This is a genomic window from Moorena sp. SIO3I6, assembly GCF_010672095.1.
The window spans coordinates 54,750-77,358 of the sequence record NZ_JAAHHU010000029.1; the positions used below are offsets into that span (position 1 = coordinate 54,750).

The 22,609-nt window shown below is 42.6% G+C and carries 27 protein-coding genes, 1 tRNA gene and 1 pseudogene; 13 read left to right on the plus strand and 16 right to left on the minus strand.

Annotated elements, in window-relative coordinates; translation table 11 throughout:
• Positions 1 to 65: 65 nt before the first annotated feature.
• Positions 66 to 977 carry a sialate O-acetylesterase gene (locus F6K49_RS11040; RefSeq protein ID WP_293096586.1) on the minus strand — a complete coding sequence of 304 codons (912 nt, stop codon included), beginning with the start codon at positions 975 to 977 and terminating at the stop codon, positions 66 to 68.
• A gap of 48 nt (positions 978 to 1,025) precedes the next feature.
• Positions 1,026 to 1,937: a sialate O-acetylesterase gene (locus F6K49_RS11045; RefSeq protein ID WP_293096591.1), complete on the minus strand. Its 912-nt coding sequence runs from the start codon at positions 1,935 to 1,937 to the stop codon at positions 1,026 to 1,028.
• Between the two features lie 57 nt (positions 1,938 to 1,994).
• Between F6K49_RS11045 and F6K49_RS11050 the strand changes: the two genes are divergently transcribed.
• Both F6K49_RS11050 and F6K49_RS11055 read left to right on the plus strand, forming a co-directional pair.
• Positions 1,995 to 2,186: a hypothetical protein gene (locus F6K49_RS11050; protein WP_293096594.1), complete on the plus strand. Its 192-nt coding sequence runs from the start codon at positions 1,995 to 1,997 to the stop codon at positions 2,184 to 2,186.
• Complete coding sequence (locus tag F6K49_RS11055) at positions 2,176 to 2,451, plus strand: HNH endonuclease (protein WP_008177627.1); 276 nt, start codon at positions 2,176 to 2,178, stop codon at positions 2,449 to 2,451. Before F6K49_RS11050 ends, F6K49_RS11055 begins: the two co-directional genes overlap by 11 nt.
• On the opposite strand, the gene F6K49_RS11060 is transcribed toward F6K49_RS11055, so the two are convergent.
• Together F6K49_RS11060 and F6K49_RS11065 are read right to left on the minus strand one after the other, a co-directional pair.
• Positions 2,448 to 2,591 carry a hypothetical protein gene (locus tag F6K49_RS11060; RefSeq protein WP_293040310.1) on the minus strand — a complete coding sequence of 48 codons (144 nt, stop codon included), beginning with the start codon at positions 2,589 to 2,591 and terminating at the stop codon, positions 2,448 to 2,450. The two genes, F6K49_RS11055 and F6K49_RS11060, sit on opposite strands and share 4 nt — an antisense overlap.
• 231 nt (positions 2,592 to 2,822) lie before the next feature.
• Positions 2,823 to 3,239 carry a helix-turn-helix domain-containing protein gene (locus F6K49_RS11065; RefSeq protein WP_293021371.1) on the minus strand — a complete coding sequence of 139 codons (417 nt, stop codon included), beginning with the start codon at positions 3,237 to 3,239 and terminating at the stop codon, positions 2,823 to 2,825.
• A gap of 790 nt (positions 3,240 to 4,029) precedes the next feature.
• On the opposite strand from F6K49_RS11065, the gene F6K49_RS11070 reads away from it, so the two are divergent.
• The 3 genes from F6K49_RS11070 to F6K49_RS11080 are packed head-to-tail and all read left to right on the plus strand — an operon-like array spanning position 4,030 to position 5,386.
• Positions 4,030 to 4,176 carry a hypothetical protein gene (locus F6K49_RS11070; protein ID WP_293096597.1) on the plus strand — a complete coding sequence of 49 codons (147 nt, stop codon included), beginning with the start codon at positions 4,030 to 4,032 and terminating at the stop codon, positions 4,174 to 4,176.
• Positions 4,177 to 4,224: 48 nt separating this feature from the next.
• Entirely contained in the window at positions 4,225 to 4,833 is a 609-nt protein-coding gene (locus tag F6K49_RS11075) for a hypothetical protein (protein ID WP_293096600.1), read from the plus strand.
• On the plus strand, positions 4,820 to 5,386 hold the full coding sequence (locus tag F6K49_RS11080; protein ID WP_293096603.1) for a lamin tail domain-containing protein: 567 nt from the start codon (positions 4,820 to 4,822) through the stop codon (positions 5,384 to 5,386). The genes F6K49_RS11075 and F6K49_RS11080 overlap by 14 nt, the downstream gene beginning before the upstream one ends.
• A 135-nt stretch (positions 5,387 to 5,521) precedes the next feature.
• Here F6K49_RS11080 and F6K49_RS11085 read toward each other — a convergent pair whose 3' ends face one another.
• Entirely contained in the window at positions 5,522 to 6,790 is a 1,269-nt protein-coding gene (locus tag F6K49_RS11085) for a serine/threonine-protein kinase (protein ID WP_293021365.1), read from the minus strand.
• Positions 6,791 to 6,937: 147 nt separating this feature from the next.
• Here F6K49_RS11085 and F6K49_RS11090 point away from each other — a divergent pair, with 147 nt between their 5' ends.
• The 3 genes from F6K49_RS11090 to F6K49_RS11100 all read left to right on the plus strand — a co-directional run bounded on the left by F6K49_RS11090 (position 6,938) and on the right by F6K49_RS11100 (position 9,835).
• On the plus strand, positions 6,938 to 7,087 hold the full coding sequence (locus tag F6K49_RS11090) for a hypothetical protein (RefSeq protein WP_293096606.1): 150 nt from the start codon (positions 6,938 to 6,940) through the stop codon (positions 7,085 to 7,087).
• A 225-nt stretch (positions 7,088 to 7,312) separates the two neighbouring features.
• Complete coding sequence (locus F6K49_RS11095) at positions 7,313 to 9,547, plus strand: protein kinase (RefSeq protein ID WP_293096609.1); 2,235 nt, start codon at positions 7,313 to 7,315, stop codon at positions 9,545 to 9,547.
• Positions 9,548 to 9,763: 216 nt separating this feature from the next.
• Positions 9,764 to 9,835 (plus strand) — tRNA-Asn (locus F6K49_RS11100).
• A gap of 284 nt (positions 9,836 to 10,119) precedes the next feature.
• Here the strand turns inward: F6K49_RS11100 and F6K49_RS53305 are convergent.
• Together F6K49_RS53305 and F6K49_RS53310 are read right to left on the minus strand one after the other, a co-directional pair.
• On the minus strand, positions 10,120 to 10,461 hold the full coding sequence (locus F6K49_RS53305; protein WP_364302074.1) for an AIR synthase-related protein: 342 nt from the start codon (positions 10,459 to 10,461) through the stop codon (positions 10,120 to 10,122).
• Positions 10,462 to 10,956 carry a hypothetical protein gene (locus F6K49_RS53310; protein WP_365939964.1) on the minus strand — a complete coding sequence of 165 codons (495 nt, stop codon included), beginning with the start codon at positions 10,954 to 10,956 and terminating at the stop codon, positions 10,462 to 10,464.
• On the opposite strand from F6K49_RS53310, the gene F6K49_RS11110 reads away from it, so the two are divergent.
• Entirely contained in the window at positions 10,916 to 11,389 is a 474-nt protein-coding gene (locus F6K49_RS11110; protein WP_293021362.1) for a hypothetical protein, read from the plus strand. The two genes, F6K49_RS53310 and F6K49_RS11110, sit on opposite strands and share 41 nt — an antisense overlap.
• A 723-nt stretch (positions 11,390 to 12,112) precedes the next feature.
• On the opposite strand, the pseudogene F6K49_RS11115 reads toward F6K49_RS11110, so the two are convergent.
• A pseudogene (locus tag F6K49_RS11115) lies at positions 12,113 to 12,891 on the minus strand (IS5 family transposase).
• Positions 12,892 to 13,167: 276 nt separating this feature from the next.
• On the opposite strand from F6K49_RS11115, the gene F6K49_RS11120 reads away from it, so the two are divergent.
• Positions 13,168 to 13,317: a hypothetical protein gene (locus F6K49_RS11120; RefSeq protein ID WP_293021361.1), complete on the plus strand. Its 150-nt coding sequence runs from the start codon at positions 13,168 to 13,170 to the stop codon at positions 13,315 to 13,317.
• A 55-nt stretch (positions 13,318 to 13,372) separates the two neighbouring features.
• Here F6K49_RS11120 and F6K49_RS11125 read toward each other — a convergent pair whose 3' ends face one another.
• The 6 genes from F6K49_RS11125 to F6K49_RS11145 all read right to left on the minus strand — a co-directional run bounded on the left by F6K49_RS11125 (position 13,373) and on the right by F6K49_RS11145 (position 17,317).
• Positions 13,373 to 14,293 (minus strand): Npun_R2821/Npun_R2822 family protein, encoded by a 921-nt coding sequence (locus tag F6K49_RS11125; RefSeq protein WP_293080708.1) that lies wholly within the window; start codon positions 14,291 to 14,293, stop codon positions 13,373 to 13,375.
• Between the two features lie 10 nt (positions 14,294 to 14,303).
• Positions 14,304 to 15,311, minus strand: coding sequence for an Npun_R2821/Npun_R2822 family protein (locus F6K49_RS11130; protein WP_293045953.1), 1,008 nt, complete (start codon positions 15,309 to 15,311; stop codon positions 14,304 to 14,306).
• A 6-nt stretch (positions 15,312 to 15,317) separates the two neighbouring features.
• Complete coding sequence (locus F6K49_RS11135; RefSeq protein ID WP_293045967.1) at positions 15,318 to 16,295, minus strand: glycosyltransferase family 10; 978 nt, start codon at positions 16,293 to 16,295, stop codon at positions 15,318 to 15,320.
• Positions 16,296 to 16,389: 94 nt separating this feature from the next.
• Entirely contained in the window at positions 16,390 to 16,761 is a 372-nt protein-coding gene (locus F6K49_RS11140) for a hypothetical protein (protein WP_293096613.1), read from the minus strand.
• Positions 16,762 to 16,830: 69 nt separating this feature from the next.
• Positions 16,831 to 16,998 carry a hypothetical protein gene (locus F6K49_RS53315; protein ID WP_366514165.1) on the minus strand — a complete coding sequence of 56 codons (168 nt, stop codon included), beginning with the start codon at positions 16,996 to 16,998 and terminating at the stop codon, positions 16,831 to 16,833.
• Between the two features lie 7 nt (positions 16,999 to 17,005).
• Complete coding sequence (locus F6K49_RS11145; protein ID WP_293096616.1) at positions 17,006 to 17,317, minus strand: hypothetical protein; 312 nt, start codon at positions 17,315 to 17,317, stop codon at positions 17,006 to 17,008.
• Between the two features lie 228 nt (positions 17,318 to 17,545).
• Between F6K49_RS11145 and F6K49_RS11150 the strand changes: the two genes are divergently transcribed.
• Positions 17,546 to 17,809, plus strand: coding sequence for a hypothetical protein (locus F6K49_RS11150; protein WP_293045961.1), 264 nt, complete (start codon positions 17,546 to 17,548; stop codon positions 17,807 to 17,809).
• A 111-nt stretch (positions 17,810 to 17,920) separates the two neighbouring features.
• On the opposite strand, the gene F6K49_RS11155 is transcribed toward F6K49_RS11150, so the two are convergent.
• Positions 17,921 to 19,120, minus strand: coding sequence for a glycosyltransferase (locus F6K49_RS11155; RefSeq protein ID WP_293045963.1), 1,200 nt, complete (start codon positions 19,118 to 19,120; stop codon positions 17,921 to 17,923).
• Positions 19,121 to 20,327: 1,207 nt separating this feature from the next.
• Between F6K49_RS11155 and F6K49_RS11160 the strand changes: the two genes are divergently transcribed.
• Entirely contained in the window at positions 20,328 to 20,510 is a 183-nt protein-coding gene (locus F6K49_RS11160) for a replication restart DNA helicase PriA (protein ID WP_293024026.1), read from the plus strand.
• Between the two features lie 182 nt (positions 20,511 to 20,692).
• On the opposite strand, the gene rlmN is transcribed toward F6K49_RS11160, so the two are convergent.
• Complete coding sequence (gene rlmN, locus F6K49_RS11165; protein ID WP_293024045.1) at positions 20,693 to 21,748, minus strand: 23S rRNA (adenine(2503)-C(2))-methyltransferase RlmN; 1,056 nt, start codon at positions 21,746 to 21,748, stop codon at positions 20,693 to 20,695.
• Positions 21,749 to 22,259: 511 nt separating this feature from the next.
• On the opposite strand from rlmN, the gene F6K49_RS11170 reads away from it, so the two are divergent.
• Entirely contained in the window at positions 22,260 to 22,490 is a 231-nt protein-coding gene (locus F6K49_RS11170) for a hypothetical protein (protein WP_293096619.1), read from the plus strand.
• Positions 22,491 to 22,609 lie beyond the last annotated feature (119 nt).

Here is a 22,609-nt window from a genome sequence, read left to right on the forward strand (position 1 = left end):
CCGGAATCAATGGCGACGTTTCCTCTAGTTTTCCCTGTCTTGATGCACCCTATTATCTTTGAGTATTATCTTTGAGTCAGTTTCCAAAATGCTTTAGCAAATCGTTTTCCAACAATCAAATAACTTTCGGTTGTCAAGTGGACATAGTCTTGTAAAGCCAAGTCATCTGTAGTAATCATCCTAGTAGCTGGTAACTGGACTGTTGCCTGTTGCGCTTTCACGGTTTCCCAGTTCGGGAGCGTTTCTGGATCAGTAGTAGTGCCAATTTGAGCAAAAACTACTGGTAACTTAGGTTTACCTAAGTCTTGACGGAAATCTTTTACCAAGGTAACAAATTTATCAGCCCACTGATTGGGGAAAAACGTTATATCTGAGTCTTGAGAAGGCTTTTGAGCATCTTTTTCCCCTTGAAAGAAAAGTATACCGGTGATTTCTCCCATCACAGAAGCAGCACCTACTCGCTTTAAGCAAGAGCCATAAAGGGTATCCTCACTCAGGCTTCTTTGCCACTGTTGAATGGCACTGCCAGACTTGGCACAAGGAATCAAACCGATGATTAGCTCAGGATTGTATTTCAATAATTCAGTAGCAAACGCCATCCCCGGACCTACCCCAGCTGACTTATCTTCCGAAACTTTATCAACTTGTTTGGTTTGTGAATCAATCGGTTCGGTGGCTAGATGCCAGCGGTAATCGTTTCCAAACACAAAAACGTTGGGGTGAGTAACGGAACTAGCAGGTGTTAGCTTACCTGTTCCGGACATATTCGACTGTCCTGCCAAAATAAATAGGGACATCTTGCCTTGAAAATCTGGTGGAATCACATTGATTTCCCGAGACTCAGATTTCTGCTTAACTAAGAAGCGACTAATAATACCGTAGCGTTTGATAAACTTACCGACTGGATAATACTTCTGGAGAAGAATACCAATAAAAAGACCGATAGCTAGAAAGGAAATAACTGTCCAGGTTTTCATTAATTAATTGATGCCATAATCCTCGACTAGTAAATTCCAAAGATGATGTCACTGATCAGTAAGTTTCCAAAACGCTTTAGCAAATCTTTTTCCAACAATCAAATAACTTTCCCTTGTCAAGTGGACATGGTCTTGCAAAACCAAGTCATCTGTGGTAATCATCCCAGTAGCTGGTAACTGGACTGTTTCCTGTTGCGCTTTCACGGTTTCCCAGTTCGGGAGCTTTTCTGGATCAGTAGTGGTGCCAATTTGAGCAAAAACTACTGGTAACTCAGGTTTCCCTAGGTCTTGACGGAAATCTTTTACCAACCTAACAAATTTATCAGCCCACTGATTAGGGAACAATCTTCGACTTGGGTAGGCTTGAGGATTAAGGGCATCACTTTCTCCCTGAAAGAATAGTAAACCTTTAATTTCTCCCATTAGTGAAGCTGCATAGGCTCGTTTTAAGCAAGAGCCATACAAAGTATCTTCACTTAGATGTCTTTGCCACTGTTGAATACTAGAATCCCATTTAGCACAGGGAATTAAACCAACAATCAGTTCAGGATGGTATTTGAGCAATTCAGTAGCAAACGCCATCCCTGGACTGACTCCAGCTGACTTATCTTCTGAGACGCGATCAACTTGTCCACTTGGTGAATCAATCGGTTCTTTGGCTAGATGCCAGCGGTAATCGTTTCCAAAGACAAAAACTCTGGGGTGAGTAACAGAACTAGCAGGTGTCAGCTTACCACTTCCTGACATATTCGACTGTCCTGCCAAAATAAATAGGGACATCTTCCCTTGAAAATTTGCAGGAACTGGTTTGCTTTGATTATCCTTAATGGTGGAAGTGCTGAGGATACCGTAGCGTCTGAACAACTGGTCTACTTGAGCAGACTTTTGTAGTATAATACCTAAAAAAGTACCGATAACTATACCGATAACTAGATATAAAATTATTGACCAAGCTTTCATGATATAGCATGTTTATTTGAGATGTTCAACACTTAGGATTTTACGGTTATCGTAGTAATGAAGTCCACAGGATTTTTTCCCTATTGCCTATTGCCTATTGCCTCTTGCCTATTGCCTCTTGCCTCTTGCCTCTTGCCTACTCCCTACTCCCTACTCCCTACTCCCTACTCCCTACTCCCTACTCCCTACTCCCTAGGACGAAAGTACCTCACCCAATTCAGAACTTTTATAATTATCAATGACTTGTGAACTTTGCGGAAGAGATGTAGAGCGATTGACAGTTCATCACTTGATTCCTAGACAAAACACTAAGCGAAAAAAGATGAAACCTGGTCCAACGATTACTATTTGTCCTGCTTGTCACCGACAAATACATGCTTTATTCCCAAATACTCGTTTAGCTCTGGAATTGAATACCTGTGAAGCCTTAAAAAATGACCCTCAGATGCAGAAGTTTTTAGCCTGGGTCAGAAAGCAAAAGCCTGATAAGCGGGTGAGGGTTCATCGTTCTTAAGCGTTCGCGTAGCGTGACCATTCGCGTAGCGTGGCCGTTCGCGTAGCGTGGCCAAAAGGCCAAAAGGCCAAGGTCAATCGCATAAGCGCGTTTGTATCTGGATTGTAAATACATGTATTCCATAAAAAAGCAAGAGGCAAAAGGCAAGAGGCAAGAGGAACCCCCCTAACCCCTCCCAGGAGGGGAAAGATATACGGAGTTTTATTGGATAAAAAAATACCTCTTAGGTTTAGATCTAAGCTAAAAATGCAATACCTGTCCTTTTCGTGAAAAAGATAATTACAAATCCTGATTTTTACGCTTGGTCAATGTTATTTAAAGCTCACTGGTTCATGCTTTCAAGCTGCTTGTCACCCCGTGAAAGTCCTGGCTCAAATAACTTTAAAATCCGAGATAGTCTCAATCCAGACCCTTGCGCCACAATGTAGCGGATTATCAGGGCGATACATCACCCGACAGGGGCCATTGACTTCTACCGTATGACCGTAAATGTTTTTAGAGCCTCGTTTTACCGTAATCACTGGATTGCGTTCCCCGGTGTTGTGATTTTGGCGAATGACTTTCTGATTAACGTGGATTACAGCCTTCGTGTAATTTGTACGCTTTGACCAATTCCGCTTTGGTCCGCGAGTGCCAGGCGTGACCACTGGCATGCCATCAAACAGAGGAATCACCCAAGTTCTACCGACCTTATATGCCCCTTTGACTCTGCCCTTGCCCAGAAGGTAACGGACGCGAGTGGCGGAAACACCTAGTAATTCAGCGGCTTGTGCGGTAGAAATCATCATGAGTCAAAAACCATTGCTTTAACGATACTATTATTATAACCAGATTTTAAAGAAAATGCAAGGGGTTAGAAAAACTATTGCATTATCGCCACGGAGTAGCCGGAGTGGGTGGAGTAGGTTAAGTGAGCTAAATAGGTGCTGTGGGCGCTTTAAAACTATTGCATTGTCGCCATCTTAAGGAGTATCGGGGGTCGGATAGGTGGAGTGGTGGTAATAGGATTAGTAAATGAAATAGTGGTAATGGGTTTAGTGGGTGCTATAAAACTATTGCATTGTCGCCACGAAGTAGTAGCAGTGGGTGTAGTGGGTTAAGCGAGTTTAATCGGTGGTGTAGGTGCTGCAAAACTATTGCATTGTCACAATTTAAATGAGGATCGGGCGCGGGGAGATGGGGTAAATGGGGAGACGAAATTGATGTGTAGCCATAATTTACAGAATTGGTATAACTACAAATCAGATTTGAAACTACCCCCTGCTTCAGTCATTAATCGTAGGGTGGGCAGTGCCTACCAAAGCCCTTTGCAAGCTTCATTATCTGTCTGGTGCACTGCCCACCCTACATGAACCAAGCTTATTGAGAATGGTGCAAGATTTGAGTATCACTACAAATCAAATTTGAGATTATCCCCTGGGTGACTGAGCAATAAAAAAGTACCCTCAAGGGTGCTGTTTCCTGAAAATACTTAGCCTAGGATAGATTTATTGACCGTTGACCGTTGACCGTATATCATTCAAATTGGCATAGATATCTTCAACAACCTTTACATCATTTAACTTAAACAAGAGAGACATGAGCAAAACCAATATTTATCAGCAAATTTGGGAAAGTGACGAAAACCAATTCTCGGTTAGCACTCGCACTAGCTCCGGAGAATGGGAAGACGAAACTGCTGACATTCTATTAGATGAGCAGGTCAAAGCTAGCGGTCAACGGTAAATCGACTTAGCCACCCGACCCTTATTCTATAAAGTCAATGAAGACAAATTGTTCGATGAAACCCGCACCTATGTCAGTTTCATTAAACTCTTAGATAACTACGCTATCCGCTCTCTTGACCCAGAATTTACTCCTGAACAAGAAGAACATGAGCAGTTAGATTTCATTTCTCTGATTCTCTCTACAAAACCGATCCAGCTTGCCCGAAACTATATTAACGAGTTAGGTGAGACTCTTTCGGAGCAGCAATTTAGAGTCAAGCTACAGCGAATCTGGTTTGAACTCTACACCAATTACTTCAGGGGCAAATCAACTCACTTTGCTTCTGGCTTTGAGCATGTATTTGTTGGAGAAGGAAAATACAATATCCGCTCTGGAGATCAACGAGAAACCCTTGGCACTATATCTGGTTACCACTCATGGGTAAAATTCTACCTTGATGAAAAAAATCAGCGAGTCAATTTTCTCGGCTACAAGTATGATTTACGAGGTAATGAAGGACCGAATAATCCCAACGTGGTCACGTTACAAATGACCCAAAACGTGACTGATATGCAAGGCAATGTGATTGCTCAATTATTCAAGAAGAAAGGGGGATTTTTTGTTGGACCAAGTCCTGAATGTGAAATCGCGCTCGCAACCGTTGCCTCCGCATGAAAGTGTCTATGGCAAAATTCGTGACAAGGGTCGAATTACTATCAATGATGCCACTTACGATTTAGTCCTCTACCGCAGTACCAATCCCAATGGTAGCCGTGGCGAGTTTATTCGTTCCTTCTTTCCCATCTTCCTAAGCAAGGATGGCACAAAAGAACCGGAGGATGGTACAAAAGTTGTGCCAGTAGATGATATCATTAAGAATGATGGTCCTGTGATAATCGTAGCGGCATTACCTAATCCTGAAGGTTCCGATCAAGGGGGAAGGGAGTGGGTTGAGTTGAAGAATGTGACCAGTGAAGCCATTGACCTCACTGGCTGGGAGATGGCAGATAAACTAGGTCGTCCCCAACTCCTGAGTGGCATTCTCCAACCTAACGAAGTTAAGCGCTTCCCCATCACCCGTTTAACTCAATCAGACATGCACTTGAGCAATAAATCAGGATTGATCACATTACGCGATCGCTCCTCTAACCAGATAGCAACAGTGAAATACTCTCGTGCTCGTTCTGGTCACATCTTCCAATTTAATAGTGATCTCGAGTCAGGTTAATCACTTCCTATTCAGGTTAATCGTTAATTGTTAATTGTTAATTGTTAATTGTTAATTGTTAATTTTCAATTTCAATTATCGATTTTCAATTGACGATTAACCCAGAATGATAAGTATTCAACCAGACACGATGAACTACTTATTTACAGAGCCATCAGGCATAATTGCGCCCTTGAGGTTAATGCCCTGGCGCTGAGCCCTCCTGATGTCAAAGTTAGCGCCCTTGAGGTTAGCCCCGCCCAGGTTAGCACCATGCAAGCGAGCACCGTTTAGGTTAGCCCCCTCTAGGTTAGCTCCCCACAGGTTAGCCCCCCTGAGGTTAGCTCTCCACAGGTTAGCCCCCTCTAGGTCGGCACCACTGAGATTAGCCCCCTCCAGCTTAGCTTGCTTGAGGTTCTTATCCTGTAGGTTGATATTTGGGAGATTGCAGCCTGGGCATTCTCCACTGGTTAGCAACTGTCTGGCTGGACTGGTGAGCCAGGCATAGGTTATAGCCGATGAAGAAGCAGCCACAAGGCTGAGGGTGGCAAGTTTTACTACTGCTTTTGTTGGTTGTATAGCCCGCAATAGTGTTTTTAGAGGAGTGACATCATTCACTACATCAATCTGCTTCAGGGCTTTTAGGGCAGTTGCGGCATCGGGATAGCGATGTTTGAGGTTAGGTGCAACCATTTTGTCTAGCCAATGAATAAACTGGGGATTTAGCTTGGGCAACAGTTGTTTGAAATTAATCCGATAATTCTCATCAACTAAGGTGTTGATTTCGCTAGATTTTGTCCCTGTCAGCAAGCAAATCAGGGTTATCCCTAAGCTATACAGATCAGATGCTTTGGTCAATTGCCGATTAAACATCTGCTCTGGTGGCATAAACCCTACACTACCTTTAACAACGCTACTGAGGGTCACATCCCCACCTGCTATCCGGGCAAAACCGAAGTCTACTAGATACACCTTCAAGTTACCCTGTCTATCAACCAAAATATTTTCTGGTTTAATATCTCGATGAATCACAGGAGGTTGCCGCCGTTGCAAGTAAACCAAGACTTCCAAAACAGCGATCGCAATTTGCTTAACTTCTTCTGGTGTCCAGTGGTAATCTTCGGCGAGGGAAGGTGCTGGTTTATATTCTTGGACTAAGCAAAATCCAGTGGGAGTGTCAAAAGAATCGATATAGCGAGGAATGCTAGGATGATTGAGCTGCTGCAGGAGTTTAATTTCTCGTTCATAAGTGTCGTATTCTGCCCAGCTAGTGCCTAATTGGGAAAACTGCAACTGCTTAATCACAACAGGTTGCTGAGTCTCCAGTTGTGTCGCCAGGTAGGTGACTCTACCCCCAGCGTGATTTTGTCCTAACTCTTGTTTAATTTCATAGCCCTGGGGGCTAAAGTCTAAATCCTTACTCATAGTGCTAATTTCAACTGTCCATGTTTAAGAAGCGAATATGATGACCACCGAAGAACACACATCTAATATCTATCCTGGCATATAGTTTTTATACCCAGTTGTTTTCTGTTGTAGCAAATGAGGACAAAATCGGGAGAGGGAAGAGGGGTGAAGAGTGGAAGCTTTGGGGTTGTCAACAATTTTCAGATCATCCCGCAACGGGAGCAACGTCCATCATTAAAATGGCTGATCACTGATATAGCAGAAGTCAGAAGTCAGAAGTCAGAAGTCAGAAGTCAAACTCTTGCGCTTACTTAGGTTTGAGACTTTTGTCATGTCCGCGCCTGCCCTGGCGACTGCTATAGCTGATTTAATATAGCTGATTTAATATAGCTGATTTAATATAGCTGATTGCTTACATCCCATTTCCTACCGGGTGATGCTACAGCAAATCCAATTACTTCTGTAAACCACTAATTCCGGAAACACTGTTGGTTTCTTGAAAAAAACTAAATAGAAGTGATTCTGGTAGGAAAAAATTCTTTGACAATTAATCCAAATCATTCCCTATGGGGAAAGCTCCTGAACGGACGTTATCAAATCATTGAATCTCTAAGTGCTGGGGCATTTGGCAAAACCTATATCGCAGAGGATACCCGACAACAGGGCCATCCCCGCTATGTGATTAAGTATCTTCAGCCCAAAAGCGATGATCCTCAAAAATGGCAATTTCTTAAGCGTCTCTGGCTCAATGAAGCTCAAACCTTGATCAAACTGGGTAGCCATAACCAAATTCCTCGTCTACTTGATTATTTTGAAGATCACCACGGATTTTACTTAGTTCAAAAGTTAATTATCGGAGAAACTCTTAGTACTGAACTGCCGATCAGCCAAAACAGTAATAAACGCTTTAGCGAAAACCAGTGCATTGAACTATTACAAGATGTTTTAGGCATCCTAGAATTTATTCACCGTCAAGGGATAATTCATAGAGACCTCAAACCCAATAACCTAATCAGACGAGGGTCAGACCGTAGGCTAGTTTTGATTGACTTTGGTGCTGCTGAGCTGATTAATTCAAAGCCAATCGAACCCCATCTGACCGAGATCCCATCCTCTGATCGATCCAAGACAATTCGCCCCTTCGCCTACATACCCCCAGAGCAACTTGCTGGTCAATCCCTTCCTAACAGTGACATTTATTCCCTAGGAATGATTGCGATTCACGCCCTCACAGGGATGACCCCAATGCAATTGGCTGACCCTGAGACTGGTGAGATTGATTGGCGAAAACATGTATCGGTTAGCGATCAAATGGCGTTTGTACTCAACCATATGGTGTATTACCACAGCAAACGACGCTATCAGTCAGCCAATGATGCCTTAATCGTACTTAAAACACTCATGTGTACTCAAAGTCCTGAGTTAAAAGTATCTATTGCTAAGTCTGACTTAGAACTGATAACGGAGCACTCACCACTCAGTATCAAGTTTAGTGACAATGACGCTTTTGAATTAAACGTGCTAGATACTCAGTCTGACTCAAGGGTTACCATTGAACACTCAGCACTGACTAGGGAGTCTAGCTCACAACAATTAAAACAGGCAACGCCTAAATCTGACTCAGGACTCAAAACTGAGCAGGAAACACTCAGGAATAAAGACTCAGAACTTAGTAAGAAAGAATCAGAACTTAGTAATAAAGAATCAGAACTTAGTAATAAAGAATCAGAACTTAGTAATAAAGAATCAGAACTTAGTAATAAAGAATCAGAACTTAGCAATAAAGAATCAGAACTTAGCAATAAAAACTCAAAAATTAGTAATAAAGACTCAGTAATTATTACTGATGAGCCGCCATTAGATTGGAAAGTGTATGTCCGTGAATTCGCCCTGTATAGCTGGCCAAAATTGCCACCTTTACTGAAAGGAATCGGAGTGGGAGCAGCAAGCTCCAATGCTATAGCCATTTTAATCGGACTTTATGCTTTACTGAATGCTTCTGCGTCTCGTTCTGAATTTGATATTCTACAAAAGGCAATCAAACACTATCAAGCCGGTGATTTGGAGGAAGCGATCGCACTAGCAGAATCGATTCCTAGCGATAGCCTGATCTATGAACAATCCCTAAATACGATTCAACAGTGGCAGCAACAATGGCAAAGTGCTGAAGCTCTGTTTAAGGCTACAGAGCAAGCCTTTTATCAAGAACGATGGTCAGATGTGCTTGAGGGATACCATAAAATGCCCTCAATTGGCTATTGGCAAAAGAAGATGGAGCCATTAGTCAACAAGGCAAAACCTCGCCTTGAAGCAGAAGCCCAAGGGTTATTAAAGCAAGCCTACAAACAAGCATTAGCCCAAGACTTTAGCAATGCGATCGCACTACTCGAACAAATCCATCCAGAAACCCGCACCGGTGCTAAAGTCCAAGCAAAGCTGAAGGAATATCAGCAAAAGCAACAGATTCGAGCAGAGTACTTGTTACAAGAAGCCTATGAACAAGGAGGACAGGGGAACTTTATTAAAGCGCTAGTGTATTTGTCTCAAATCCCTAAAGAAACCCCCACCTACCAGAAAGCGAGAATCAAGATAGCTGAGTATTCCCGTAAGCAGCATTTAAAGGAAGAAGTGGAACGACAAGCTGCTTTAGCCAGAGCAGTGTTAGAAAAACAAAGGCAATCAGGGGTTAACCAAAAACCGTTGCTCAACGTCAACGTTGAATCAAGCCGTTCCCCACTCAAGCATGGGTTACAGTGGCAAGAAGTCAACCATTAGGATATTATTGTTGACTACTGACTGTTGACTAATGAATTTTGACTACTGACTGGCTCATAGTTAGCTGACTGTTTACTGTTAACTAATAATCGTTAACTGAAAAAGTACTCAAAACTCCCGACACAACAGTGATTTAAAAAAAATTTGCGAAAGTACTTGCCAGACTTTGTACTTTATGATTATAATAAGTAGATGTGATGAGCAATTGTTTGGCAATCCTCAGTAGCTCAGCGGTAGAGCGGTCGGCTGTTAACCGATTGGTCGCAAGTTCGAATCTTGCCTGGGGAGTTTCATTAATAAGTTGAATTAACGCGCTGTTAGCGGAATTCCCCACTCGTCTTACGGTAGGGATGGATAGGGGCACTTATTTGAGTTTTTCTCTTTTAAATTTAGATCAATAATCCCTAATGGCGTGGGCGTACCTTATAATTGATAGCTCTGTTTTCCATAAGGCTGGCCTGTTTCAACTCATTATGCTCTTGATCGGAAAAAGCGATGCAGCCCTACTCCCTACCCCCTACTCCCTACTGCCATTAACCCAGAACGAAAGTACCTCACCCAATTGAGAACTGCTATATAATAGTAATAGGTCTCGAGATAGCTTGTGGAGCTGGGATTACCCGACCAATTAAGCTGCTTTGTTGATGACCGCAAGCTTTCAATTTATTAATACATTCATCAGCTTTTTCGGCTGGAATAGCTGCTAGAATTCCACCAGAGGTTTGAGGGTCAAATAACAACGGGTAGTTAGGTAAATGACTAACGTCTAATCTATTCTTGATGTAGATAGATAATTGTAAATTTTTAGGGTGAATAGAACTAGTTATTCCTGCTTCTACAGTTTCTATTGCTCCTGGTAAAATCGGAATTGCTGCTAACTCTAATTCCACGCCTACGTTTGAGGCTTTAACCATTTACCGGAGATGCCCTAACACTCCAAATCCAGTAATATTAGTACAAGCTGTTGCGCCACATTCACGAAAGACTTGGGCGGCGGTTTGATTGGATAGTAACATCGATTCCACTGCCTGTTCAATCCAGCGACCTTTGGCTTGGTAGCGCATATTAGCAGCAAAGAGAGTTCCCGTCCCAATGGCTTTAGTCAGAATCAGCACTTGACCAGGTTTCATCCCGCTTTTGCGCAGCAGTTGTTCAGGATGAACTAGACCGTTGCAGGATAGACCAAAGGTATCAGTAACTAGAATAAATCCCTGCTCATCTGTGGTTAATCCTGAGGCTTTAATCCAACTCGGAGCCGAAGCTTGAGTCACCCAAAAGACATGATGGCATTCTACAGGGTCATTTCCACAACAAATTAATGGAGTGCAATTCCCACAGTTATTTACTCTCTCCATCCAAACCCTTGCCATGTCGATACTAGCGATTGCTGGTGCTGGTATTGCTGGCATGGTGCTGTCTTTTCCAGCAGCCCATAATTTTCTCCTTCCCGGTGGATTGCTCAATCCCAATCCCAAGGCATTAACTATTGCGTCGGTACAAGGTTGGACAATACTCGTGCTAACTCGGATAGTCCTACTGTTTTGCCGAGCCATTCCCGCACCGATTTGGGCAATAGTAGCCCTGTTTGTCCTGTTTCCTGGAATTTTACCCAGTGCGATCGCACTCGGATTAAACAACCTTGGTATTCTAGGCACATTAATGACAGAAACCAACGAAAACCTGGAAAAACCTCCTTTAGAAGCCTTGAAAGCCCAGGGAACTCCGGGAATGCTGCTATTTCTCTATGGGATACTCCCGATTAACTTGCCCCGTTTCCTAGCTTATATCCTCTATCGCTGGGAAGTCTGCATCCGGGAGACTGTCATGGTTGGTAAGTCGTAGCTGGAGGCTTAGGTCTGTTGCTGACCGAACAATTGAGCAGCTTTGACTATAGCAGTGTAGTAGTCTCTTTTGTTTCGTCATTTTGACCTTTTTAGTCGATTGGGTCAGTGCTGCCGCTAGAGGCTCAAAAACTTAACTAGTAATCCTGAGATTGCTCACAAACTTGAGAAACCATGACTAGGACAAAGTATTTCGACACAACTATACCGAGATCAAAATCCTTGATCTCCCAAATCCTTCGCCGTACTTGAATTAACATGAATGCTTCCCCCACCTGCGTTCTCGTGGTGGGGGTGTCCGTCTTGATTACAAGGGTTTATCCCTCGCGACAGGCGGCATTCCCGCCGAACACCCAGGACTTTTGCTGGAGTGCTCCCCCAAGTCGTTTCCGCTATGGGGCTTTTATTAGGAACTTTTACCTAGAGTCTGACGTATATAAACCGACTACACAGGATTTATAGGTTTGTTTTCCCTGGCGTTGAGAGGTCGTGCCTCTAGGTTGCTCAGAATCTTGTTCTGTCCTTTGCCGTACCGCTCAAGCTAAATTAATTATAACACAATTTGTCGTTCCTTGACCCGGACCTGAACGTTCGCGCAGCGTGGCCGTAGGCCAGGTGGGGGAATGCGTCACAAAATCTGTTCAATTAACGTCACCCCATCACCCCATCACCTGATCACCCCATCACCCCATCTCTGAGTCAACCCACTCTCTAGGGCATGTCGTCAGTTAAGCCAGATGACAGAAGCGGCGAGATGAATGGCTCCCAAAAAATTACGAGCAGTTTTATCAAGCGCGAGTTGCTATTGCCCTGTATTGCTTAAGTTTCTGAAAAAAGTTTTCGATCAGATGACGCCACTTATACATGTGCAAGTCATATGTTCAAAGTTGAGTACGATTGACTTTAGGAGGAATGACAGCTTGGCAGTCAGCTTCTTTTAATCGTTTGAGCACCCGCTCTGTCGCATCGTAAGCCTTGTCTGCAAGCAGTGCACCAATCTCATGTATACCACCCGCGTAACGCATCAGCTCCCTGCAAATCATGTGCTTGACCGGGGGTCAGATGAAACCCTGTGGGATTACCAGCGTGCATCACAGGTGGCATGAATTTTGGTAGATAAACCACCCTTACTGCGTCCAATTGCTTGTGTTTCAGGTTTATCGTCTGGTGTTTTTTTTTGCACCAGCACCCTCGTTGATGAGCGCGTACAATCGTGTTCGTCGAGCGCAGCGTACTCGTTGTCTGCATCTAATGAGAGTGTCTTGAATACACGTTCTATCACACCACTTTCAGACCCTAGGCTATGACGCTTGTGCACAGACCGAAAATCGCCAAACCTCTCCGGCAAATCACAACCCGGAATACCTGCACGGTATCGGTACAGTACGGCTTCAACAAATAGGCGGTTATCTTTGGCATTTCCACCAACAAGCGCCCTCCTGGCCAGGTAGCATATCCTTAATTCGCTCCCACTGATCGAAGACGCAAGGCATACCGACGCATTACTTCCTCCTTAGTTGAGTTTTCCTGACTCCCCTCAGTTCTATAGCTGCACTGACTGGTTGTCAATTCTCTAACTGACGACATGCCCTAGCTATTTTTATTCGCACAAAAGAAACTTTTTGTCGATGATTTACGTCACCTAAGGTTATGACAATTGTCACAACCCCTATTACCACAGGATCACCTACGATCCCAAAAAAAATCAGGATACTGAAGATAGGGGTAACTACTTAATAACGTTACTACTAGATGACGTTGCGACTAGAGGAGTGTAAAATGTTCGAAAAACTTATCTTAGCTATAACCTTCACCTTAGTACTTTATTTATCGTCAGATTTCGGTTTAATCAGCACCGACTCAACATCTTCTGCTTCTCCAGCATCGGACTTTACAGAGGAAGTTGTGAGTCAATTAAAATCAAACTGACATCTAACACTATTCCATTAACCCTTTTTGTCACCTTTTTAGGACTAAATCCGCTTTATTTTTTCAGTGATTTGTGTAATTTGTTGGTAATTTGTTCCCATAAGCTCTTCTGAGTTTTAGTCTGCAAAGACTCATCCTCTGGCATAGGTTCATTCAAATAGCGGTAATGTTTCCAGATATCCCAGTAAGGACAACCAGGCTGAATACGAATACCAGCCCAGTGTAGATATTGTAGGGGTTGATTCAAATTTGGATCAATAAGTCGTACTCCTTGGGTTTGAAATTGTTTACTACCTGCCCAATTTCCTGGAGCTCCCCCTGGTCTACGCACAATATTAAATCGGTGGTGCATCTGCTTCAATATCATATAGTTGATAATCGGCTGATCGGAGGTTTTCTGGGAAAAGTCAAAGTACTCGGGATTAGCCGCACACTCAGCAAAGGTTTCATATAAAGTTTCTTCACTAATCTTATTTTTCTTGGCTCCCCAAAACCCCCCATTAAAGATATCCTTCAGTTCCGCTTCACTAAAAATCTTATCTTCAATAACTTTGGGGGTGAAAACATTGGCAATTCCCCCGACATGCTGGTAATCACAGCAAATAAAATCATAGTCAGCCAGGTAGTCAAGAGTATCCGCTATCTTCTCAAAAACAACGATATCGGTATCGATATAAATAAATTCATCAAAGGTTCCAAACCAGCAAGCCTGTTTCCGGAACTGATTCGGTCTAGCAAAAAATCCCTCCCCGAAAATTTCGTGTAGCTTAGTAGACAGGCGTTCGATAAACGCCAAATCTGGATAAATCTCTACCCCATAAGACTCTTGAAGAATTTGGGCGACGTTTTGATAATTGTCATCATAGGGAATCAAAACAATTGGGGTATCGGTATCGTAGCAGCGGATACTATTTAGTAACGCAATAGACTGCTCAATCACCCGGTCATTAGCAGTGATGTAAATTCCACGATTCATAAAATTTGCCTCAACGACTGAATCCTAACTTCTTGAATACTTTAGTGGTTAAACTAGGAGGCTGGTTGTAAGGTTTAGCTTTAGTAGTAAACCGAGGACGTTTCTCTGGTTGATGATAATATCGATAATGTAAGAAAATATCCCGGTATGGAAAGTCGATATTCTCCCCAGCACACAGTTTATTGAAAACTTTTGACTTGATTCCAATGTAATGAAGATAAGTCAGCCTATTCCCATGATCATAAAGTAGATTATCCAGAACTTCAAAGTGAGGAGATGTTACGGAATTGCCTGTTCTTTGATCTTTAGGCAAACTCAGAGCCAAATTATGGATCGATAACCCAGACCTCATCCTCATGTAGTTGAGTACAGATTGGTTAGGCGCTCGCTTATACAGAACTTCTGCTTCCCCATTAGCTAACTGAGAAACTAACCATTCTCGCTGCTCTTCAGGAAATAATCCCCGCTTAGCCCCATAAAATCCAGAACAGAAAATTTCTGAATTAATCTGGGATTCATCGAATACTTCCAGTAACTTCGGTGAGGCTACGTTAAAAATATGTGCTGGGTCTTTATACTGAAAGTCATAAACCACAAAATCACTCTCATCTAACTGCTTAAAGACGAAATATAAGGAATCCATCACCAGAGTGTCAGCATCGAGATAGATAAATTTTTCAAATGGACTCTCTGGATCAAAGGCACAGTAACGATGATTTTCACCAACCCGATAGAATTTCGTCTTAATGCCTTTTTCCTGCCATTCTTGCAAGGCATCAGGGTGAGTTTTCCAGACATGGTAGGAAAACTCTTCCCAACGGGCAAATAGTTCTGGATTATCCAGCAACGTTACATTATCTCGGGTGGCAATTTCTTGACGGACCTTGTCTAACTGATCATTGTAGGCAATTACACAAACTGGAGTCTCTTTCCCAGCATTAACCTCTATGCTATTGAGCAGTGCTACCAGTTGGTTGTAAACCACATCATTAGCCAATGTATAAATTCCTGTGCTCATCTAGACTTACCCCAGTTTTTCCACTACCTTAGACAAGAAGTTGAGTAAATTCAACTCATGTAAAATAATTTGACGTGCTTCTGCGATCGCATCTAGAGCCTCATGCCACGCATCCGGTGTAGCCGTCACCTCCTGAATGTAAGCTAAGCCCTTTTCATCCTCACTTGGCAGTCTCAAGAAGCTTCCTGGAGGCAATAATTTATCAGCAGCAGAACCACCATAGTAGATGGGTAAGCACCAGGCTAATAAAGCATCCCACAACTTTTCACTCACATACCAATCATTACCAGCATAGTTTTCAATCGCCAGGTTGTAGTAATAAGGAGCCATCGCATTCCACTTATTCCCTACTTTTCCATATCCGTTTACCCAGTCTGGCAAATCCCGTCCATACACGTCAAATTCTAGATTACTGTCCTTCAACAGCCTCAAAAACGCCAAACGCTGACGATGATTAGCCGTGCGAGCAATACCGGAAGTAATCCAACAACAGGAACGAGCTTTTTCAGGTGGTCCCATTTCATGCAATTCACGAAACGAATTGTTGTGGTATGAAATAGCAGGCATATAGTCAGGAATTGGCGCAAAATCATCAGGACCACATACATAGCCACAGTATTCCTGAGCTTGCTTATATTCATTAATTCGGATCTCTTCCCGTTCTGGGAAGGGAGGTTCCCGCACCAAAGAAATAATCCGTTCTTTCGGCACTCCCCGCCAGAGAGTCTTGAGATCTGCGACCTTAGGCTCAGGGGGCTTGTGAGCTAGCCCAAAAAAATTGCCAAATTTGGGTTTAACTGGTTTGATGTCATAAAATTCGTTAAAGTTGTATAGCAGTAAAAAATCCGGTTGAGGTGCAGTAGCTATCATTTGAATATTTTTCCAAACCCCCAAAGGACGAGGGGTTTGCTTCCATAGCCAATCAACAGGACTGGGTTTCAGTGCCTTATAGCTACTTATCATACCGATAACTTTTTTGTCCATAGTTTTGGACATAGCTTAATTCCCTAACTCATCAATTTGAAGTTGATAATAATTTGATCAGCTTAGTTTAAGCTTAACTTACTTAACTTAATTGTCAACTTACTGCTTCACTTAATTTTAAACACTTTAGCCATTGGGAAATATCCCGACCAATCAAATCTTGAAGCTGGAGGATATCCTCGCGATAGAATTCAATCAATTGCTTCCGCACTGCTGGTGCTAACTTAGGTTTCCCACGATTTAAATATCTAATCTTGTTAACTAGTTTATCCCTTAGGCCAGTAGGAAGCAATGGACTTAGAATTGATTTAACTGGGTGCGGTTGGTTCAAAAATGATTCCAACGCTTTGTTCTTGGGAAGGCGAGGAGCTTGCCTAACTTTTTCAGATATATCTGGGGTAAAGGTATCGTCTATCTCCAAAAAAACAAACATATCTTTCAGCATACCTAGAGGATTATTAGTCAAATCTTCGTATATATAAACCTTTATCTGGCTTTTGTCAAACGCATCCAAATAACGCTTTAGTTGGACATACTAAAGTCCCCGTTGTTTATAGTACCAGAAAGACCACCAGTTATTTTTTATCAGCTCCTCTTCTTGGGCAAGAGCTTCAGCAAAATCCAGTGGTTCGCGCTCTTGCTTGATTAAATGTAAATAGTTGGAATAGGCTCTTTCTGCTGGATCTCGAATAATGGCGATCAGTTTTGCCTTAGGTAATGTAGTACTTTATGCGTTCAACAGATTTCGCAATGTAGAGATAACTTGTAGATGCTTCCCCAATAGCTACTTGATTATTTACTTTTTTAAATAGGTTACGATAGGCGTCAAGATTAGTGACAATGAAATCAGCTTCTTTTTCATCTCCTAACCCACGGAAATCTAAATTTTCCCCTTCAAAAGCAAAAAACCTAGGTTCCTTGGCAGGACTCATGTAGATTTGCGGATGCTGCTTTAGATATCGATAAATTGAAGTAGTTCCAGCCTTAGCTGCACCTAGGATTAAAAAGTTGGGCATTGTCATGAGTCTATCTAGTTAACTGATCCTTGATAAACTTATCTTAGAAGGTTTTTAATAAAGTCCTTAGATTAGACATGAAACGATCAGGTGAAGGAGGCTGACATGGTCATGTGGTCATGTCTTATTCTTTCCTCTTCTTTAGCTGATATCCTCATCATATCATCCCCCGATCTCGAGCTCTCGAGATCTATAAGTATTTTTAGTAAGCATAACCGAAATTGAGATCAGTAAGTGGGTTTATTTATACCCACTTATCAGGAGCTGGTGGGTACTCCTCTGTCAGCCATCAGTGCTCAGCCATCAGTGCTCAGCCGTGAGCCTTGGCCGTTGGCCAAGCTACGCGAATGGCTCACGCTACGCCAAAAGTTTAACATAAACCTCTTTGGGTATAATTTAATTATTGAGAGATTCATGAGAATTGAAAGTCTGGTGAAAAGCCCTTGGCCACGCTACTTGAGGTGCTTTGTGGCACAGGCCACAAGCGCTTTGACTTAACTGAGATTAAACGAATGCTTACCTCTTTGATTCAAAAGCACCTCAAGTAGCACCATCTGTAGCCCATTAGCTAATAGCTAAATGCTTACTTTAACCCTAAATGTAACCGTATTAATCAGATATTATAGGATGCATATATTCTGCTACATTGCTCATAATTTTGGCCATTCTATTTTCCCAAGAGAACTGACTCCCCCACTCAATTTGAGCAGCATAACCATTCACGTTTCTGGGATAGGTTTCTAATACCTGCTGGAGGCAACGAGTCAATTGAGCTGGGTTATCTGGTTGACACCAGCCAGCAATAGCACTGGACGATTTAAATTCCATCAACGGAGGAATTTCCGTTGCCACAATCGGAGTTCCTGAAGCCATATACTCAAAGAGCTTCAGAGGAGACGTAAAGCTAGCCGCCTCACCAGAACAGTGAGGATGAGCCAAAACATCAGCAGCTTGGAGTAAGCTGGGAAGCTGCTGGTGGGGAATATAACCTAAGAAGGTAACATTGTTAGCTTGTTTTTCTTTAGCTAGCTGCTGATAAGACTGTACTTGAGATTCATTGCCACCAGCAAAGACAAATTGAATCTGTGGTAATTCCTTAGCAACATCAACTAATAAGTTTACCCCTTTGAAGCGATAGAGTCCTCCTGAATAGACCACTAACTTTTGGCGGTTATCCACCAAAAGTTTTTTGCGCCATTCAGAGGCTTGTTCTGGTTGTCTTACTAAAAAAGACTGATTGAAGCCACTATGGAGTTTGATAATCTTTTCTGGGGGCATACCCCTACGAATCATATCGTCCCGAATATTATCAGCTACGGTGACTGCGACTTGAAAAAGTGGGTTTTGGACAATGGATTGATCATAGTCACTTTTTTTATAATGTTCCCGCTCATAAATGACTGGTATACCATGCTTGATGGCTGTTTTGACTAAATTCCAATCCAACGTGTGTAAGATTTGAGTATGGGGAAAAATATGAATTGGAAAATAGTAACGACAAACGATTGTGCTGGGGCTAGTCAGTTTGCCTTTGATGTGACCAATGGGCCAAGGCATAGCTAGGGGAGCCACCTTGAGCTGATCCTGAATACTGTAAAACTTGGTCACGTTTTCCGGTGGCTGTTGGAGCCTAAAGGGATAAACCCAGTCTAAGGGATTTAGGGATTTCTCTGGGGGGTGGAGATAGACTAAAACAGTAGAATAACCAAGGTTAGCAGCAGCATTGGCGGAATTGACATCATGAACTAAGTGGGCAGCATTGGGTAATGGTAAAGTACTTCTGGTAAAAAAGATATAGTGTTTATTCATTATTAGTTAAGAAGTGTTAATTGATCAGATAGTCTGTTTGCAATTAATACTTAAGTAGTCTATTTACTGAGATCTCTACCACCATACTGCCCAAATTTTACCAAGCTATCCCCTTATATAGCGCTACGCGCAAGTCAGAAGTTAGAAGTCAGAAGTCAGAAGTAAGCTATGACTAAGTTTGCTGAGTTTAGGAATGTCCTAAGCTTAATGCGTAGTGCTATAACACTCTTACTTTTCATCAAACCATCCCGTCCGGACATCTCTAATTTCCAGCAATAGGGCGATTGCTAGTGTGTAAGCATTCAGCTATCAGCGTGTCGCGTATCAGCTTATGCGCGATGGGTCACAGCGTCGAAGCCTGTGCCACAAAGCTGTTCGCAAATCCCCAGACTTTCAATTCTGATTAATCTCGAACTATTAAATTATCCTGTTTGCGCGATGGGCATGCTACGCGAACGAGGTTTATTTTAAGCTGACGGCACCTCAAGTAGCACCATCTGTAGCGCATATGCTTACGCTAGTGTCTGCTATTGAAGATGGGGCAACGGATTGGTTAACCCATTTAACAGATGGATCGAGAATCGTCAACTACCAATGACCAATTACCCGATCCAATTACCCGATCTCAGATATGATTATGATAAGTAATCAACCGAGTACGGTATCATATCTCACATATTTTGTGATAAAACTAGTTTTGTCTACGGTAGATATTATCAAGTATTTGTATAAAAAATTACAGCAAATAATCAGGGATCAATTAGGTATCAATAGGATAGAAGCTTATTTTTAATAAAAATCACCTAGTCTTGGAGTGCCAATTTGTGCGGAATATTAAAATATGTAAACACTATTGCTAAGTATTGTTAAATTAATTCCCAAAAAAATAAGACTTAAATACAATAGTTAAGGAAAGATTAACGATTGCTGCCTCCAGATTAATCAGTTGAGTGGTTATATCTAACTAGTACAAGACAGCACAAATAAAGTAAAGCTACCATTCAAAACCAACGAAAAGCTTACATCATCAGCTTGCGGTGCGACCCGTGGCGAATTTAATTCGCCTACGGAAAGCGCACCGGGATCTGAATTTTGAATAATTCATTTTGAATTTACCAAAGCGGTACTAGTAGATGGTTGAACCAGGGTCGGTGCTTGTTAGAGGCAGTCATTTTTTAATAACTGACTGAATAAAACAAGGTTTAACATGCAGATAACACAGAACGTTTACTGTCCTAATTGTGGCAGTAGTGCTCAAAAGATTTATTGTCAAAACACTCACCTAACCCAGACTCAATGCCCCGTCTGTGATTATTTAATGATTAGCTGCTCTCGCACTGGCAGGGTGGTTGAGGCTTATGCCCCTGGCATCTATGCTCCTAGTGCTTAAGCAATGAGGGGGTGAGGGGGCGAACTCATAAGGGTAGGTTTTTAACAGAAGGGTAAGTAAAACGTCCCTTCTTGATGCAGTCGCTCATGGGGGTTTCCCCCAAGACCGCGCTGCATCGCTTATATTTTGTTCGCCTCCATCCTACCTAAGCAACCTTTAAAACATGACCGAAAACATTACTTCTAAGTACTCCTAGATGCTCTAAGTTGTCCACAAGCGGCGTCTTTGTCAAGACCACGGGAATGGCGTACACTGACAGCAATGTGTTGCTGCTTAAGAGCTTCAACAAAGGCTTGAATCCTGCGGTAACTAGGGCGCTGGTAATCTACCTCACTAATGGGGTTATAGGGAATCAAATTGACATGACTCTGAAACCCCCTCAGGTTCTTAGCCAACTCAACAGCATGTTTTTGAGAGTCATTCAGTCCACCCAAAAGGATATATTCAAACGTCACTCGGCGACTTGTTAAGTTTACATAGTCTCGACATTCATCTAATAGTGCTTTGAGAGGATAGTGCTTGGCACTAGGAATCAGTTGCTCCCGTAGCTGCTGATTTGAGGCATGTAGACTGACGGCAAGGGTGACTTGTAGTTGATGCTGAGCGAGTTGGCGGATACGACCGGGAATACCAACTGTTGAGATAGTAAGCGATCGCGCTCCAATCCCCAGGTCCTGATTAAGAGACTTGACTGCACCTACCACAGCTTCGGTATTCAGCAAGGGTTCTCCCATACCCATAAACACCACATTGCTGACTCGTTGTTGAAAATCTTCTCTTACTGTTAAAACCTGATCGACAATTTCATGGCGAGCCAGATTGCGAGTGAATCCGCCTTTACCAGTAGCACAGAAGTCACAAGCCATGGGACAACCGACCTGGGAAGACACACAAACGGTCAGACGCTTTGGTGTGGGAATACCCACAGTTTCAATAATTTGACCATCTGATAACTGGAGCAGGTATTTTACCGTACCATCCTTTGCTTCTAAGCGGTAGTGTAACGTTGACCGACCAATGGGGACATCGGCGAGGGTGTTACGCCACTGTTTAGGAAAGACAGAAATTTGAGAAAGCGATCGCACTCCTTTTTGATAAATCCATCCGTGTAACTGACGTCCTCGATAAGCTGGTTGTCCCTGTTGTTGTATCCAGCTGGTTAACTCTACTATAGAAGCTCCTAACAATGGCGGAATTGAGTTTACCAGTGGTGAGACTGACTCCCTGACATTAGTCATGGTTTGGACGTTTGAACCATTGCTACTGAGGTCTGGTTGAGGGATAGAAACATCTGGGCACATAAGGGCTTTAGGGGAAATAGGATATCAGGATCTGATCAGAGCAAATAATTCTATAGCGTTTCTAGGATTTATGAGGTACGCTTTTAAACCTAAAAGTCCCCCTTGATAAGGGGGACCAACGGGGGATCCCTTTGTACCTCATGGCATAGAGAATTGCTATAACAGGAATTATCGTTAAGTTAAACTACCATGGCGATCGCTACTTCTTATTTAGACAGCGATCCTCCTGTTAAATCCTCAGTACATAATTTTAGTCATTTGTCTAAAAAAATTAGATGGTTTTGCCCTGGACAAACCTCCTAATTATAGGCTATTTCAGACCCGGTACAAAGTTTAACTAATTTTTCAGGGCAATTATCTTCTGGAATCCGATGGTAGTGATGCACTAGTAAAATTTTAAAGTGCGCAGGATAATTAGTATGATCGTTGAATTCCTGTGGAGGTTTTCATGACTCAGACGATGGTTTTACCAGGCACTTACATTGAGGTGCGTGATCAGGGGTTAATTAGTCCTGGCGGGGTAGTTACAGGCAACATTGGAATTGTTGGCACAGCGGAAAAAGGACTTGTAGACCAGGTGCAATTGCTCGGTAGCTTGTCTGAAGCTAAGGAAATTTTTGGGAAAAGTGACGAGTGGCAAGACGGGACTAAAAATGAACTTACATTAATTCCAGGGTAATCGCATTGAATTTGGTATAAATTGTACTTGACAAAAGAAATAAAGAGGATAATCAAACTCGGCCTTGGCAACAATCGAAGCAGTTTTGGAGGATCTTATCAAGTTATCATCAGAGAAAT